The organism is Solilutibacter silvestris, assembly GCF_050574925.1.
Taxonomy (GTDB): Bacteria; Pseudomonadota; Gammaproteobacteria; order Xanthomonadales; family Xanthomonadaceae; genus Solilutibacter; species Solilutibacter silvestris_A.
In genome coordinates this window covers 120,299-136,299 of record NZ_JBCMOO010000005.1, presented here as the reverse complement: position 1 = coordinate 136,299, position 16,001 = coordinate 120,299, and the positions used below count along the sequence as shown (strand labels likewise).

Genomic DNA, 16,001 nt, shown 5'->3' with positions numbered 1-16,001 from the left:
TCAGCGCGCCGCTTCGCCGTGGCAAATCGCCTGCAACGCAGCGTCACTGGTCGCATTGCCGGCCGATGCGGCCGCCGACGCCAGCAGCGTGCGTTGCACCTCGCCGCCCTTGCCCATGCGCGTCTCGATGCAGCGCAATTCGGAGCCGCGCCCGAACAGGGTGATGTCCTGCACCTGCTTGGCCAATGCAGCGTCCTTCGGCGTCAGTACCATTGTCCACTTCTCGCGCACGCCCTTGGTGTCGAGCGCGAATGCCGACTGCAACTGCTGGCGGTCGCCACGCAGCAGCGCACCGAAACTCGTCTGCAGGGTGGCCAGCTGCGGCGCGCGCGACAGCGCGAAGGTCCGGGTCGAACTGCCGCGCTGGATGCTGGCCTTGCCATCGTGGATGGTGGTGGTTTCCTGATAGGGCGCGCGCACTTCGCGCACCAGCGTGTCGGCATCGGGATGGCGATATTCGCCGGACACCCGCAACGGGTTCTTCAGCAGCGCGGAACTGCGCACCTCGACGAACGCCGTGCGCGTCGGGCCGGCATGCGCGAGTTTCGACAGGATCCAGTCGCTGTCGATGGCCGGGGCGTTACCCGCGATCGCCGGCGTCGCCGCCAGCGCGAGCAGCAGCAGTGCGGCGCTGGACCGCGGCGTCATCGAACGTGTGGCCTTCATCGTCATGCCAGAAGTCATAGAAGTTGAACCAGTTGTAGGGTGCCTGATGCACGTAATGTTCCAGCCGCGTGGCGTAACGCTGGATGAGCGCGGACAGCGCCTCGGCGCGGGCCTGGCGCGGGATGTCGATCCGTTCACTGAACAGTTCGAACGACAGGTCGTAGTGGTTGCCGCCGCGATACAACCCGAAACCGAGTGCCACCGGCACCTTGAGCGCGGAGGCGATCAGCCACGGCGAGGTCGGGAAGCGCGCGGTGCCGCCGAGGAACTGCGCCGGCAGCCACGGCTCGCCGGGACGCACGCGATCCACCAGCAGCGAGACCAGCGCGCCTTCGGACAGGGCGTGCTGGATATCCATCACGATCGACGGACCATCCTGCGAAGCATCGATGATGTTGGCGGCGAGTTGCGGGTTGAGCGCGTCCAGCAACTGCGTCATCGCCGGGCTCTGTTTCTTGTCGAGCACGATCTTGATGGTGTAGTCGGGTCGCCGCGTCGCCAGCACGCGCAGTACTTCGAAACTGCCGTGGTGCGAACCGAACAGCAGCACGCCGCGCTTCTGGTCGAGGGCCGCATGCAATGCGTCGAGGCCATCGACGCGGACGTCGAAGCGGTCGATCGGGCCGCCGAGCAGGAACACGCGATCGAGGATCGTCGATGCGAAGGTGTGGACATGGCGCGCGCCATCCCACCAGTTGGTCTTGCGGCCCAGCGCACGCTGCAGGTAGTCCTGCGACGAGCGCCGCTCGGGGCCGCGCTTGACCAGGAAATAGGCGGTAATCGGGAACAGCAGCAGGCGGGCGACGCGCCGGCCGGCACGACGCGCGATGGTGCGGATCAGCCACAAGGCGAACATGCCGCCGCCTTCGGGACGATCGGTCCAGGTCTCGCTGCTCATGCAAGCATGACGGTCATGCCGATGCGATATCGCCGCTGGCGATCAATGCATGGCCGCGCTGGACGCGGAATTTCCAGCCGCGCGATGCCGGTTCGATGGCAATCTCGGCGTCCTGCTCCGGCAGCAGCGGTTGCACGAACTTCACCTGGGCGAGCCTGATCGGTGCGGCGATCGCACCGTGTTCGCGTTCGATCGCCTGCTGCACGTGGTCAAGGATCACCACGCCCGGCACGATGGGTTTCCCCGGGAAATGCCCGGGCAACGCCGGGTGGTCGGCGGCGATGCGGAACTTCATACCCGGCCGCCGTTCTCGAGCAGCATCAATACCTGCGCATGCGCAGCCTGCGCCAGTGCGTTGCGATCGCGAATGCCGCCCTCGCCCGTCGTCGCGATCGGCGTGCCGAAGCGCACCTTGATCGGCCCCGGGTTCACTTCGAAACCGTCGCTCGGCAATACCTGGCGCGCGCCATCGAGCGATACCGGGAGCACCTCGACCCCGGCGCGAATCGCCGCCTCGAACGGACCGGCCTTGAATTCGCCGACCACGCCATCGCGGCTGCGCGTGCCTTCCGGGAATACGCACAGCTGCCAGCCTTCGGACATCATCTTCGCCGCCGCCTTCAGCATCGCCGGCGCGGCACGCGGATTGTCGCGGTCGATGAACAGCATGCCGGTCGACTTCGCGTACCAGCCGACGAAAGGCATTCGCGTCATCTCCTGCTTGAGGAGGAAACGCAGCGGCACCGGCACCGCCATGAACAGGCTGCAGATATCGATCACCGACTGGTGGTTGCTGACGATCAGGTGCGGCCGCGTCCAGTCGATCCGGTCGGCGCCCTGCACGTCGAGCTTCGCGCCGGCACCGGTCATCAGGCCGGGCGCCCACATCTTCGACGCCATCCGCAACGGACCACGCGGGCTGCCGGTCAGCTTGAGCAACGCCATCGCCACCAGGATGCCGCCCGCGGTCCACACCAGGGTGAACGCAAACTGCAACAGGTTCCAGGCTTTGCGCCACAAAGGCCGGCGCACGGCGATGCGCGCGGTTTTGACCGTTTCCATTTCCACGAACTGTCCGTCCATCCCCGTCGGATCAGCAAAATTGGCGGACTAGGATACCGTCCCGGACGGTTCCATTCCTCAATGGAAGATCCCGGCCCATTTTTCCCGGGGAATCCGCGCCAGCTTGCGCAGATAGTCCAGTGGCCCGTCATAGCGGCCGGGGAAGCGCCGCTGGCGGTAGACGAATTCGCCGATCAGGGTGGCCGCGACCGGCACGTAGATGCCCCAGGTATCGACCGTGGCGGCAACTTCCGGGCTCAGCGGCCACGGCGGGGCAATACCGAGGCGCTCCAGCACGCCGCCCGGCGTCGTCAACAGCGCGAGTCCGAGATTGAGCAGCGACAGCCCACCCAGCACGACGGCCCACAGCCAGGTCACGCGGGTGGCATACGCGCGGATGTCGGCCGGAAGCGCCGGCGCCGGCTGTCCTTCGATCAACGCCACCATCCGCACTACCAGCGGCACCTGCCCGCGTGCCAGCGTGCGCGCGAACAGCGAACAGGCCAGCGCCAGGAACAGGCTCGGCATCAGCAGCAGTATCGGCATCGCATAAGAAGATCCCGCCAACGCCCAGGCGGCGGCGATCCAGGCCAGCGCGGCCAGCCACGCGCGTGGTCGCAACGACAACAGGCCGCGGATGAAGACGATGATGGCGAGCAGGCCCAATGCCAGCGCCGCCAGGCGCGGGCTGTCGACGCGCAAGGCGCGATGGGCGACCACGAAATAGGCCAGCAAGGCGACGATCCGCAACAACGCCGCCATGGCCGTGCGATCAGGCAGCGGCGCGATGCTGCTGGACGTAATCCGACAGCGCGCGCAACGAAGCGAAGATCTTGCGATTGTCTTCGTTGTCGGAACGCAGCTGCAGGCCGTACTTCTTCGAGATGGCCAGCGACAATTCCAGCGCGTCGATCGAATCCAGGCCGAGCCCGGTGTTGAACAGCGGCGCCTCGGGATCGATGCCGGCCGGATCGACGTCTTCCAGGTTCAGGCTTTCGACCAGCAGTTCGGCGAGCTCGCGTTCAGCAGCGGTTTGATCGGACATGCGTTCCACCCATTGGATTCAGTATTGCGACAGCCCAAGTTCCGGGACGTCGCCTGCAGACGCTATTATGCATCGCGTATGGAATCTTCCGAAATCAGGCCAGAGCGCCACGACGACTCCGGCAACACCACCACTGTCGCGCCCATCACCTGCGACGTTCTCGTCATCGGCGGCGGTCCCGCCGGCAGTACCGCCTCGACCCTGCTCGCCCGCAACGGCTGGCGGGTGGTAATGCTGGAGAAGGCGGAGCATCCGCGCTTCCACATCGGCGAATCGCTGCTGCCGCAGAACATGCCGATCCTGGAACGACTCGGCGTCCACGATGTCGTACGCGATTGCAGCACGCTCAAGCACGGCGCCGATTTTCCCAACGACAACGGCAGCTACGAAGTCTTCGATTTCGGCAAGAGCCTGCGCCCGCAGGCGGGGTATGCCTTCCAGGTCCGGCGTTCCGATTTCGACAAGATCCTGTGGGACAACGCGATCACCGCCGGCGTCGATGCCCGCGACAACACGAAGGTCGATCGCGTCGAGTTCGGCGACGACGATGCCATCATCGTGCATGCCGAAGGCCAGGAGTTCCGGCCGCGCTATCTGCTCGACGCCAGCGGCCGCGACACCTTCCTCGGCGGCAAGCTCGGGCTCAAGCGCAAAAACGATCGCCATGCCTCGGCGGCGATCTTCAGCCATTTTCGCAACGTGCAGCGCCGCGAAGGCCGCGATGCCGGAAACATCAGCATCTATCGCCATGCCAACGGCTGGATCTGGGTGATCCCGCTGGCCGATGGCGTCACCAGCGTCGGCGCGGTGTGCTTCCCCGAGTACCTGAAGCAGCGCCGTGGCGATCAGGAGGCCTTCCTGATGCAGACGCTGATGTCCGTGCCCGATCTCGACGAACGTATGCGCGATGCCGAACGCGTCGCGCCCGTGCACGTCACCGGCAACTACGCCTACGAATGCAGCGAAATGCACGGCCGCCACTGGAGCCTGCTGGGCGATGCCTACGCCTTCGTCGATCCGATGTTTTCGTCCGGCGTGTACCTGGCGATGAAATCGGCCGAAGGCTGCGCCGGCATGGTCGACGACATCCTGCGCGCGCCGGCGCACGAAGCATCCTTGCAACGCCGCTTCCAGCGCCGCTTCGATAGCGGCCTCGACGAGTTCAAGTGGTTCATCTACCGCTTCACCTCGCCGACGATGAAGCATCTGTTCGCCAATCCCCGTGACTTCCTCGGCGTCGAGCGCGCCATCGTCTCGATGCTCAGTGGCGATGTGTTCGATGCGAAACCGGTGCTGCGCCGCCTGCGCATCTTCCGGGTGATCTACGCGATCACAGCGCTCGGCATGTCCGGCCGCGCCTTCGCCGCCTGGCGCAATCGTCGCCGCCAGCTCGGGGTGGAAGTGCGCGAAGAAACCCTGCAAAGGGATGCGCAATGAGTCGTGTCCTGCACGATACGGTGCGCCCCCCGCGCCTGCAGGTCGATTACGTTCCGGCCGACACGCTGGATGCCGAACTCGCGCGCGACGACACCCTCGCGGTGATCGGTTTCGCCGGGCATCCGGCCACGCATGCCGATCCGCGCTACCTGCGCGTGCCACTGCAGCCGCAGGTCGCGGCGCCACTGGAAGTCTGGCGCAGCGGCCAGGGCGTGCGCCATGGCCGCGACGGCAACATCGCCTGGGCCAGCGACGGCGCGCTGACCTTCGGCGCGATCGAAATCGAGGAAGGCGAAGGCGGGTTGGTGCAGGCCTCGGAGGACGCCTATCGGCAGTTGATCGATTTCGTCCGCGACAGCGATACGCCATACCTGCTGCGGGTCTGGAACTATCTCGACTCGATCACCGTCGGCGACGGCGACATCGAGCGCTATCGCCAGTTCTGCGTCGGCCGCGCCCACGGGCTCGGCAATTTCGACGCGCAGCTGCTGCCGGCGGCGACCGCGATCGGTCGCTGCGATACCGCGCATGTGCTGCAGGTGTACTGGCTATCCGGCGCCGTTGCGGGAACGCCGGTGGAGAATCCGCGCCAGGTCAGCGCCTACCACTACCCGCGCCAGTACGGTCCGCAGGCCCCGAGTTTCGCCCGCGCCATGCTCCCGCCCGCGGGCAGCGACATGCCGTTGCTGTTGTCGGGCACCGCGGCGGTGGTCGGCCACGCGTCGCAACACGCCAGCGACCTGGTCGCGCAGATCCACGAAACCTTCCGCAACTTCGATGCGCTGATCGAGGCCGCGCGCGCCAAGCGTCCCGACCTGCCGGAGAAATTCGGCGGCGGCGCGCGCCTCAAGGTCTATGTGCGCGATGCCGACGACCTTGAGCTGGTCGACCAGACGCTGCGTGGCGTACTCGGTCCGGAGGTCCGCTACATCGTGCTGCACGCGGCCATCTGCCGCCGCGAACTGGCGATCGAGATCGACGGCGTTCACGTTTGAAAGCTGTGACAGTGGGCCCAGAGTCCCATTCACATTGCAGCGGTAGAATGCCGGGATGAGCTATCCCTACATTCGTCCGCGACGGATGCGCCGCGATGATTTCTCACGCCGCCTGATGCGCGAGACGGTGCTGACGAACAATGACCTGATCCTGCCCGTATTCGTTCACGAGGAGAAAGGTCGCGCACCCGTGCCATCGATGCCCGGCGTCGAGCGCGTGTCGATCGACGAACTGTTGAAGGTGGGCGAACAGGCACTGGAACTGGGCGTGCCGGTACTCGACCTGTTCGGCGTCCCGGATCCCGCGGCGAAAACCGCCGACGGCGCGATTGCATGGGATGAGCACGGCATCGTGCCGCGCGCTATCCGTGCGTTGAAGTCGCGCTTCCCCGAACTCGGCGTGATGACCGACCAGGCGCTCGATCCGTACACCACGCACGGCCAGGACGGCCTGATCGACGACACCGGTTACATCCTCAACGACGAAACCATCGACGCGCTGGTGAAGCAGTCACTGGTCCATGCCGCCGCCGGCGCCGACATTCTTTCGCCCAGCGACATGATGGACGGTCGCATCGGCGCGATCCGCGCCGCGCTGGAAAAGGCCGGTTTCATCCATACCCGCATCATGGCCTACAGCGCCAAGTACGCCAGCGCGTTCTACGGTCCATTCCGCAACGCCGTGGGCAGCGCGGGCGCGCTCGGCAAGGGCAACAAGTACGCCTATCAGATGGATCCCGCCAACTCCGATGAAGCGCTGCACGAAGTCGCGCTCGATCTGGAGGAAGGCGCCGACATGGTGATGGTGAAGCCGGGCCTGCCCTACCTCGATATCGTGCGGCGCGTGAAGGACACCTTCCATCGCCCGACATACGTGTACCAGGTGAGTGGCGAGTACGCGATGATCAAGGCGGCCGCGGCCAATGGCTGGCTCGACGAAAAAATGGTGGCGATGGAATCGCTGCTGGCGTTCAAGCGCGCCGGCGCCGATGGCGTCCTCACCTATTACGCCCTGGACGCCGCACGCTGGCTGCGCGAAGGCCGCTGAAGAACATGACACTGCCGCATTACGCCGTCCTCGGCGCCCCCGTCGCGCACTCGCTGTCACCGCGCATCCATGCCGAATTCGCGCGCCAGTGCGGCATCGACCTGTTGTACGTGGCGATCGATACCGCCGCCGACGGCTTCGACGCGACGCTGGAACGCTTCCAGCGTGCCGGTGGCATCGGCGCCAATGTCACCGCACCGGACAAGATCGCCGCCGCCGCCGCCGCGCAAAGCCTGAGCCCGCGCGCGCGTCGCGCCGGTGCGGTCAACACGCTGGCGTGGCGCGACAGCCATTGGTACGGCGACATCACCGACGGCAGCGGATTGGTGCGCGACCTGCGCGAACGCCGCGAAGTCGACCTGTTCCGCAAGCGCGTGCTGATGCTGGGCGCCGGTGGCGCCGCGCGCGCCGTCGCGCCGGCATTGATGGATGCCGACGTCGCGCAGCTCGTCGTCGCCAATCGCACCCGCGCCAATGCCTGGGACCTGATCGACCAGTTGCACGACAGCGATCGCGCCATCGCCTGCACCCTCGACGAACTACCGGGCATGGGCAGTTTCGATCTGGTGTTGAGCGCGGTGCCCCCCGACGAAGAAGGTGCAATCCCCGACTACCCGCCATCGATCCTCGGCGAAGAAACGACCGCCATCGATCTCAATTACGGCGCGCGCGCCCTGCCCTTCCTCGCCTGGGCCAAGAGCCATGGCTGCACGCGCACCAGCGACGGCCTCGGCATGTTGGTGGAACAGGCCGCCGACAGTTTCGAGCTGTGGCATGGCGTGCGCCCGCAGACTGAAGCGGTGTACACGCAGTTGCGCATGGGAAGTTCGCTGGCGGGTTAAGGAACATCCCCCGCGCGCTCGGCGATCGGCCGCGCGACTTTCACCAGCGACACCAGCGTCTTGCCCGGCTCCTCGTTCATCACCTCGTGCGCGGAGTTTTCGAACCAGACCAACTGCTTCGACGGCGCCTGCACGCGCCCGAACCACTCGGCCGCGACCGATGACGACACATTGATGTCGTGGCGACCAAGGAACAGGATGACCGGGCAATCGAGCCTGCGGACATCGTTGAAGTCGGCGGTGAGGACGTTGGACAGCAACGCCTTCATCGAGAACGCATTGGCATCCCACACCTTCGCCAGGTCGTCGTCGCTGTATTCCGGCGCGAGCTGGATGGCGGCGGCTTCGGCGCCGCCACCGTCGCGGCCATAAACCATTCCGCCGTAGTGGTTGAGCCATTTGCGCTGCTTCATCAGGCTGGCCATCGGCACGGGCGATTTGCCCTGCGCATAGGGCGCCACCGATTCGAGATCGCGGATCGCTTCGGCATTGTGGTCCTTGCGCGCCTGCTCCAGCGTCCACGCCCAACCGCGACGTTCGCTTTCCGGCGCATCGATCATCTGGCCCATGCCGATGTAGGCATGCAGCCATTGCGGCTTTCGGCGCGCGAGCTCCATGCCGAGATAGCTACCCCAGGAATGGCCGAGCACGAAAATCTTGTCCTTGCCCAGCTCATGGCGCAGCCACGCCACCATTTCTTCGGTGTCGGCGATCATGCGTTCGCGGGTCATCGTCGGCGCGACCTTCGCCGGATCGTTGCCGGCATAGGTCTTGCCGGCGCCGCGTTGGTCCCACTGCACGACGGTGAAGTATTCCTCCCAGCCACGCTGGAAATACCAGCTGCTCGGCATCGACACCCAGCCGGGTCCGCCATGCAGCATCAGCAGCACGGGATTGCGCGGATTGCTGCCGCGGATGCTCACCCACTGGTCGATGCCGCCGATGCGCACTTTCTGCAGGCGCTCGATGCCGCCGGGCACGACCACGCGGCGCATATCGGCGATGACGGCGGTCGCTTCGGCGCGATTGTGCGGTCCGGGCGTCTCCTGCGCCGCCAACGGCAGCGAGGCCAGCAGCAACATGGCGAAAACCAGCCATTGTCTTGCGCGTCGCGGGAAAGCCATGTTCCGCACCATCGAACGGGAGACGACGATTCTGTGTGCGCCCTTCCTCGCCGCACATGTGCCAATCGTCTTACAGCACCCCTTCCCGCTTGGCACGCAGGTAGCGTTCCACCAGTGCGCCCGGCAATTCCTCGCAGGTCACGTCGAGCACGGTGACGCGCTGGCGACGCAAGGCATCGTGCACGGTGGCACGTTGTTGCAGATAGCGGGCGGCGGCACCGGCGCGGAGCGCATCTTCCAGTTCATGGACCTCGCCGTTTGCCGCCACGTCCAGTGATTGCTCGCGCAGGCTGGCGACGATCACCAGGTGGCGCGATTGCAGCATGCGGATCGCGGCCAGCATGTCGTCGCTGTCCTCGTCGCGCAGGTTGGTGACCCAGATCAACAAGCCGCGGCGACGCTGGCGCCGCGACAGTTCGGTCGCCGCGGCGAGGAAGTCGGTGGCGACGGGTTGAGGTTGCAGGTTGTAGGTTTGCGCGAGCAACGTATCGATCGCGCCCATGCCGCGCTGCGGCGCCACCCAGCGGCGCTCGCCGCCACTGGCGAACAGGCCGACGGCATCACCCTGTCGCAAGGCGAGATACGACACCACCAGCGCAGCATCAAGGGTGCGGTCGAAATGCGACAACTCGCCATCGCGCGCCAGCATGCGGCGACCGGTATCGACGCAGAGGATGACCTGCTGGTTCTTCTCGTCCTGGTACTCGCGCGAGATCAGCTTGCCGACGCGCGAACTGGCCTTCCAGTCGATCTGGCGCAGGCTGTCGCCCTCGCGGTATTCGCGCATCTGGTGGAAATCGGTGCCCTCGCCGCGACGACGCTTGATATGCACGCCAACCATGCGCGACGCCTGCTCGGCGCCCAGCAATGCGAGATGGGTCAGCGGCGCGAAATTGGGGAACACGCGGACATTGCGCGTCTCGCCGGCCAGTCGCCCCTGTCGCCATAGCCGCAGCGGCGAACTCAATATCAATTGCACGCGCCCGAAACTCGCATTGCCGCGCTCGGACGGACGCAGGCGATAGTCGAAACGGACGATGCGATCGCGCGGCAAGGTCATCCGCCGCGGCAAGCCTTCGGCGAACCATGTCCCGGGATGGAGATCGTGCACGGCGACACGCACGCGACGCGAGGCGCGCAACTCCAGCGACACATCGCGCTCCACGCCCAGCGGCAAGACCTCGGGCAGTTGCCGCCGCGCCGCCGGTGTCGGCAGCAAGCGCAGCAACAACAGGTCGAGCAATGCCAGTGCCGCGATTCCTGCGCCTGCGATCCACCACCATGCCTGCGGCACCCACCACAGGCTGGCCGCGAGCCCGAACAGCGCCCACGCCGCGATGACCGCCACCAGCCACGGCGAAGGCCGCGGCCAATCGCGCGCGGGCCGCGGATCGTCCACCGCAATCACTTCGTCGCTGGCGACGACTGCACTCATTGACGCGGCGCTTCCACTCGCGCCAACAGCGCGTGCAGCACGGCATCGACATCCTGGCCTTCGATCTGCAATTCCGGCGCCAGCGCGATGCGATGACGCAAAGCCGGCTTCGCCACTTCGCGGATGTCGTCGGGGGTGACGAAATCGCGACCCGAGAGCACCGCCTGCGCACGCGCCGCACGCACCAGCGCCAGGCTGCCGCGCGGACCGGCGCCGAGCGCGATGCCCGGCCACTTGCGTGTCGCGGCAACGATGCGCACGGCGTAATCGACCACGGCATCGTCGAGCTGGACCAGCGCCGTGCCCAGCTGCAGGCCGACGATCTGTTCCGGCGAACTCACGCGCTGCACCTGGGCGAGATCGAAATCGGAAGCGACGCGGCCGCTGCTGATCTCCGCGACCATGCGCTTCTCGTCGGCCAGCGAGGGATAGTCGATCAGGATCTTGACGAGGAAACGGTCGAGCTGCGCTTCCGGCAGCGGATAGGTGCCTTCCTGCTCCACCGGGTTCTGCGTGGCCAGTGTCATGAACGGCGGCGCCAGCGGATAGCTGCGTCCCTCGATGGTGACCTGTCGTTCCTGCATCACTTCCAGCAAGGCCGACTGCGTCTTGGCCGGCGCGCGATTCACTTCGTCGGCGAGCAGCAGGTGGGTGAAAACCGGGCCGCGGCGGATCATGAAGCTGGTCGTCTTGGGATCGTAGAAGGCGTGACCGCTGACGTCGCTCGGCATCAGGTCGGGCGTGAACTGCACGCGCGCGAAGTTGCAGCCCAGCGCCTGCGACAACGCCCGCACCAGCAGGGTCTTGCCGAGGCCGGGCACGCCTTCGATCAAGGCGTGGCCGCCGGCGATCAGCGTCAGGAGGATCTGGTCGAGCACCTGTGGCTGGCCGATGAAGGCTTTCGACACCTGTTCGCGGATGGCGGCGACTTGCGCGACCAGCGCATCGCCGGTGATGGGAGTCTGCTGGGGAGTTGCGTCGGTCATAGCTGTTTTCCGAGATCGATCAGGAGGGCGATGCGTTCACGCAGGGCGTGGGCATCGCCGGTGGGCGGAGCTTGCAATGCACGTTGGACGATGGCGACGGAGACGCCGGTGGTTGCGGCGATCATTTCCGCCTGCAACGCATCGGGCTGGGTGGCGGCAATGGGATCGCGCCGACGCAATTTCGCGATGAAGCGCGCGCGAACCGCCTGGTACAGCAGGTCGCCGCGGCGGAAGCGCCACAGCAATTCGCCGGAAGCGGTGACGTGTTCGATCAGCGAGCGGCGCTGGCGCACATGCCCCGGCAATAGCGGCCCGATGCGTTGCGTGCGCCACCACAACCATGCGACCAGCGCCAGCAATGCCGGCGCCCACGCCATCCAGCCCTTGCGCCCAATCACCATCCACAAGGACGGCAGGCCGGGTTCGTAGATGAGATGGAAGCTGCCGTGGCCATCGTTGGGCGCGAGCAGTTGCGCGGTGAGCCACGCGCTCACCGGCGATTCGACGGCATTGCGCTGGACCAGTTGCAGCGACGACAACACGTCGACCGAACCCTTGCCGTGGGCGATGCGTGCCATCACCCAGCCACCGGCGGGATCGCGCAGCCCGAAGACCGGCGCGCCCTGCGACAGATCGAAGCGCTGGTCGTAGCAGAACAGGCTTTCCGCTTTCGCCACGCCGGGCGCACTGAAACGCAGGCAGTCGTCGATGTCGTCGTCATCGCCGCGCTTGCGCCGTTGCACGCGGAGGATCTCGGTGAGCGTCGGTTCGCTGCCGTCGCGATTGAGGTCGGCATCGCCCTGCGGCAGGGCCACCACCAGATGCCCGCCGCCCTCGACCCAATCGAGCAGGTCATAGGTTTCGTCGGCCTGCAGGCCAAGCGTGTCCTGCAACATCACCACGGTGTCGCGTTCGCCCAGCGGCGTCAGTTCGAGTTGCAGGCGACGGCGCGATTGCGCGCTGCGCCCGCTCGCGCGCAAGGCTTTTTGCAGGGGATAGAGACGATTCCACGTCGCCTCGCCGCGCACTGGCATATCGACCCATTCGCTGACGCGATGCATGCCGTGGAACCACCACGCCACCAGGGCCGCCACCAGCAGGATGCCGGCGACGATCAACGCGATGCCGCGATTGCGCGCACTCATCGCGACCACCCGAAACTGTTCGCCAATCCCGATACCAGGCCGTCGAATTCGGCGTCTTCCGGCAGGCGATGCGCGTACGCGGCGTACTGCCAGGCGCGCACCAGCGCGTGGAAGCGCGTGCGGTCCTCTTCACCCGACAACTGCTGGGACGCGCGCAGGCATTCGGCTTCGGTCGCGCCGGGCACCAGCAACACCTGCGTGTGCGCGACCATCGATTCGACGCCGGCGCGATAGAGCAAGGCCATCGCCTGGCGACGCTGGCCCGACGCCCACAACTTGCGCACCGCGGTCGCGATGTCGTCGGGCAAGGCTTCGGGCACTTCGACGTCTTCGATCGCGATGTCGCTGGCGCGGCGACGCGATGGGCCGCCACTGCTCCACTGCGGCCACGCACGCACCAGCCACCACAGCAGCAAGCCGACGATCGCGGCAACGATCGCCCACGCGACCACCTGCCCGATCGAGCCCAGTCCGCGCGCGAATGCGCCCAGCCATTGCGGCAGGTTCCAGTCGCGCGTCTGTTGCGGGGTCGGTTTGCGGATCGGCTCCCAGCGCGTGATCTGCTTGCGCGGATGCAGCTCGGGATCGTCCTTCAGTTTCACAAGGGCATCGCGCAGGGATTGCTGCTGCGACTGCAACGGTCCCGTCGCCGGTTCCAGCGGCTGCGCCGGTGCCAGTTTCTGCTGTCCGCCACCGGCGGTTCCGTGCACCGCGCTTTGCGGATTCGCGGGCTGGCCATGCACCGTGTTTTGCGGATTGGCCTGCGCATGGGCCATCCGCGGCGCGAATGCGATGCATGCGATCACGATTGCCGCAGTCCCCGCCAGTCGCTGCAGGCGCGCGCGCATCCGCCGCAAGGCGATCTCCACGTCCCAGGCTTCCAGCTCGGTGCGGCGATTGAGATACAGCCCGAATCCGGCGCCGACATAGAACGGCTCGACCAGGGTCGTCGCCAACCACGCCAGCGCGTTGTAGGCGAGCGCCATGCCCGGCGTGAATCCGGCCTGGAGGTTCTGCATCGCGCCAGCCCAGGTCTGCGGCAGGAATTCCGGCGGCACGAACATCCCCACCAGCAGGATCGGCGCCAGCATCAACGCCACTTCGAAGTTCACGCACACCAGCGTCAACGCCGCCGCATGGCCGCTGGCGCGCGCACCGATCACGCGCCGGCGTTCGCGCCGCTGTCCCGCATCGCCGCCTTCCAGCAGATCCACCGGGAGATAGAGCGAACGCGCCGGACTCAGGCGACGCCAGACGAGATAGTCGAGCATCGGTCGTGGCAGGCCCCACTTCAATTGCGCGCGCAAGGTGCTCCGCATATCGGGCACGTCGCCGAAGACCGCGCGCGACAGCACGTACAGGACGACGCGATCGAACAGTGGCTTCAGCCACCACATCGCCATCAACGCCCACCACGCGTGGTCGAAGATCCAGCCGAGCGCGTTCACGACGGCGAACACCGGCAAGGTCAGCGCCAGCCATGGCTTCCATATCGCACCGGCATTGCGCCGGGTCAGCGCCGTTCCGAGCTCCATCGCTTCCCACGCCGAACGCGGGCGCAGCACCACGGCGATGCGTTCAATCTGCACGCGTCGTGCCTCCACGCCCGCCCAGCAGCAGCCACGCCAGCACCAGCGACCACAACATCGCACCGACCGCGAACTTCACCGCCGGCGGGATCGCCCCGTTCGACGACCAGAACGCCTCGATCAGCGCTGCGAGGATGAGCATCGCGAAAAAGCCCATGCTCAACCGCGCGCCATCGAGCCCGGCGGCGATCAAGGCATCGATGCGACGCCGGCGCCCCGGCGCGACCAGCGCCATGCCGATGCGCAGGCCGGCACCGCCGGAGATCACGACTGCGGTCAGTTCTGGCGCCGAATGACCGACCACGAACGGCCAGAACGTCGAGCCCGAACCGATCTGCTGCAGGTGCCCCGCGACCGTTCCACCGATTACGCCATTGAGGATCAGCGTGACCACCGTGCCGATCGCGAACAGGATGCCGGTGGCGAAGGCGCGGAATCCGATGCTGACGTTGTTCCAGATGTAGTAGCCGAACATCCCGACATTGGTGCTGGCTTCGCGCATTTCGTAATGGCCGTGGTCGGCCGGGTTGTACATCCGCTCCATCTGCGCGACCTGCGCCGGGTCCATCAGCGTGTAGACCATGTCCGGCCGTTCCAGCGACAGCACGTAGCACACCACCAGCGGCACCACGAACAGCAACAGCGACGCCAGCATGTAGCCGCGATGCGCGCGCACCAGCCGCGGGAATCCGTTGAGGACGAAATCGGCCACCGGCCGGAAGCGCGCGGCAGGCGCACGATAGAGCACGTTGTGGCCGCGCTGCATCAGGTCCTGCAGGCGATTGGTCACCGACGGGCTGTAACCGCGACGTCGCGCCAGCGCCAGGTGCTGGCAGATGCGGCGATAGCGCAAGGGCACGTCTTCGTCGCGCAGGCCCGTCCACGGCCGGCCCGACCACCGCGCCTGCGGCAATTCGCCGCGTTGCTGCAGCCAATCCTCGAACTCGCGCCATTCGTCCTGGTAACGCGCGACAAATCGTTCCTGGCGCAGCGTGCCGCCACCGTTCACTGCACTCATCAGCGCCCCAATAGCCAGTTGGCGATGCCAGCCAGGCGCACCACGCCCATCGGCCCGCGTTCGCCGGTCAGCGGCTGGGCGATGTCTGCGAGTTCCTGCTGGCGTTCCGCGCTCAATTTCGGCAGGCGTTCGGCGAACGCGATCACCGCTTCCTGTTCGCCCGGCTGCATCGGCCACAACGGCGTGGCGGCGCCCTGCACGGTGAGATCGGCGATGGCATGGGTCGGCGCGACATGGATCACCAGCGTCGACGCGGCGAGATCGCCCAATCGTCGATTCCACGGATCGATCAGGCACGACAGCAGGCCGAAGGCGTAGAACAGCGGCAAGCCGTCGGCGACGCGCAGCAGGTTGCGGGTGATCGACGCCATCCATCCCACCGGCGCGCCGTCGGCCGCGACCACTTTCAGGCCCAGCGTGCGCTTGCCCGGCGTCTGTCCATGCCACAGCACCTCGAACAGGATCGGATAGCCCCAGGTGACCACGAACAGCAGCACCAGCCACACGCCCATGCCGGTTGCGCCAAGCACGCCGAGGACAATGCCGGTCACCATCACGCAGCCGAGGCGAATCGCGGCATCGAGCAACCACGCCAGCGCGCGCGGCACCGGCCCCGCCGCCGGCAGGCGCAGCGCCACGCCTTCGGGCGTGTGGATTTCCCGTACGGTATCGAGCATCGACTGTCCCATCCCCGAGCCAGTGTGCCGCAAT

17 protein-coding genes are annotated in these 16,001 nt (G+C 66.6%); 4 read left to right on the top strand and 13 right to left on the bottom strand.

The features are described from left to right. The 6 genes from ABE093_RS10820 to ABE093_RS10795 all read right to left on the bottom strand — a co-directional run bounded on the left by ABE093_RS10820 (position 1) and on the right by ABE093_RS10795 (position 3,671). Positions 1-648: a LolA-related protein gene (locus ABE093_RS10820; protein WP_430760904.1), complete on the bottom strand. Its 648-nt coding sequence runs from the start codon at positions 646-648 to the stop codon at positions 1-3. Further along, positions 581-1,564, bottom strand: a complete 984-nt coding sequence (locus ABE093_RS10815) for an acyltransferase (RefSeq protein ID WP_430760903.1) — start codon at positions 1,562-1,564, stop codon at positions 581-583. Before ABE093_RS10815 ends, ABE093_RS10820 begins: the two co-directional genes overlap by 68 nt. Positions 1,565-1,577: 13 nt before the next feature. Then, on the bottom strand, positions 1,578-1,859 hold the full coding sequence (locus ABE093_RS10810) for a hypothetical protein (RefSeq protein ID WP_430760902.1): 282 nt from the start codon (positions 1,857-1,859) through the stop codon (positions 1,578-1,580). Continuing rightward, on the bottom strand, positions 1,856-2,626 hold the full coding sequence (locus tag ABE093_RS10805) for a lysophospholipid acyltransferase family protein (RefSeq protein WP_430760901.1): 771 nt from the start codon (positions 2,624-2,626) through the stop codon (positions 1,856-1,858). The genes ABE093_RS10810 and ABE093_RS10805 overlap by 4 nt, the downstream gene beginning before the upstream one ends. A 78-nt stretch (positions 2,627-2,704) precedes the next feature. Then, positions 2,705-3,388 (bottom strand): hypothetical protein, encoded by a 684-nt coding sequence (locus ABE093_RS10800; RefSeq protein ID WP_430760900.1) that lies wholly within the window; start codon positions 3,386-3,388, stop codon positions 2,705-2,707. 10 nt (positions 3,389-3,398) lie between these two features. Continuing rightward, positions 3,399-3,671: a phosphopantetheine-binding protein gene (locus ABE093_RS10795; RefSeq protein ID WP_430760899.1), complete on the bottom strand. Its 273-nt coding sequence runs from the start codon at positions 3,669-3,671 to the stop codon at positions 3,399-3,401. Between the two features lie 78 nt (positions 3,672-3,749). Here ABE093_RS10795 and ABE093_RS10790 point away from each other — a divergent pair, with 78 nt between their 5' ends. The 4 genes from ABE093_RS10790 to aroE are packed head-to-tail and all read left to right on the top strand — an operon-like array spanning position 3,750 to position 7,993. Then, positions 3,750-5,108, top strand: coding sequence for an NAD(P)/FAD-dependent oxidoreductase (locus ABE093_RS10790; protein WP_430760898.1), 1,359 nt, complete (start codon positions 3,750-3,752; stop codon positions 5,106-5,108). Further along, complete coding sequence (locus ABE093_RS10785; protein ID WP_430760897.1) at positions 5,105-6,103, top strand: pteridine-dependent deoxygenase; 999 nt, start codon at positions 5,105-5,107, stop codon at positions 6,101-6,103. Before ABE093_RS10790 ends, ABE093_RS10785 begins: the two co-directional genes overlap by 4 nt. Before the next feature lie 55 nt (positions 6,104-6,158). Further along, positions 6,159-7,151, top strand: a complete 993-nt coding sequence (hemB, locus tag ABE093_RS10780; RefSeq protein WP_430760896.1) for a porphobilinogen synthase — start codon at positions 6,159-6,161, stop codon at positions 7,149-7,151. Positions 7,152-7,156: 5 nt separating this feature from the next. Continuing rightward, positions 7,157-7,993, top strand: a complete 837-nt coding sequence (gene aroE, locus ABE093_RS10775; RefSeq protein ID WP_430760895.1) for a shikimate dehydrogenase — start codon at positions 7,157-7,159, stop codon at positions 7,991-7,993. On the opposite strand, the gene ABE093_RS10770 is transcribed toward aroE, so the two are convergent. The 7 genes from ABE093_RS10770 to ABE093_RS10740 form a co-directional block, all read right to left on the bottom strand. Further along, positions 7,990-9,075, bottom strand: coding sequence for an alpha/beta fold hydrolase (locus ABE093_RS10770; protein ID WP_430760894.1), 1,086 nt, complete (start codon positions 9,073-9,075; stop codon positions 7,990-7,992). The genes aroE and ABE093_RS10770 overlap by 4 nt on opposite strands. A 112-nt stretch (positions 9,076-9,187) precedes the next feature. After that, positions 9,188-10,552: a DUF58 domain-containing protein gene (locus tag ABE093_RS10765; protein WP_430760893.1), complete on the bottom strand. Its 1,365-nt coding sequence runs from the start codon at positions 10,550-10,552 to the stop codon at positions 9,188-9,190. After that, positions 10,549-11,538: an AAA family ATPase gene (locus tag ABE093_RS10760; protein ID WP_430760892.1), complete on the bottom strand. Its 990-nt coding sequence runs from the start codon at positions 11,536-11,538 to the stop codon at positions 10,549-10,551. The genes ABE093_RS10765 and ABE093_RS10760 overlap by 4 nt, the downstream gene beginning before the upstream one ends. Then, positions 11,535-12,683, bottom strand: coding sequence for a DUF4350 domain-containing protein (locus ABE093_RS10755; RefSeq protein WP_430760891.1), 1,149 nt, complete (start codon positions 12,681-12,683; stop codon positions 11,535-11,537). The genes ABE093_RS10760 and ABE093_RS10755 overlap by 4 nt, the downstream gene beginning before the upstream one ends. Next, positions 12,680-14,272, bottom strand: a complete 1,593-nt coding sequence (locus ABE093_RS10750) for a DUF4129 domain-containing protein (RefSeq protein ID WP_430760890.1) — start codon at positions 14,270-14,272, stop codon at positions 12,680-12,682. Before ABE093_RS10750 ends, ABE093_RS10755 begins: the two co-directional genes overlap by 4 nt. Next, positions 14,262-15,263, bottom strand: coding sequence for a stage II sporulation protein M (locus ABE093_RS10745; protein ID WP_430760991.1), 1,002 nt, complete (start codon positions 15,261-15,263; stop codon positions 14,262-14,264). Before ABE093_RS10745 ends, ABE093_RS10750 begins: the two co-directional genes overlap by 11 nt. 26 nt (positions 15,264-15,289) lie before the next feature. Next, positions 15,290-15,979 (bottom strand): RDD family protein, encoded by a 690-nt coding sequence (locus tag ABE093_RS10740; RefSeq protein ID WP_430760889.1) that lies wholly within the window; start codon positions 15,977-15,979, stop codon positions 15,290-15,292. Between the last annotated feature and the right edge of the window lie 22 nt (positions 15,980-16,001).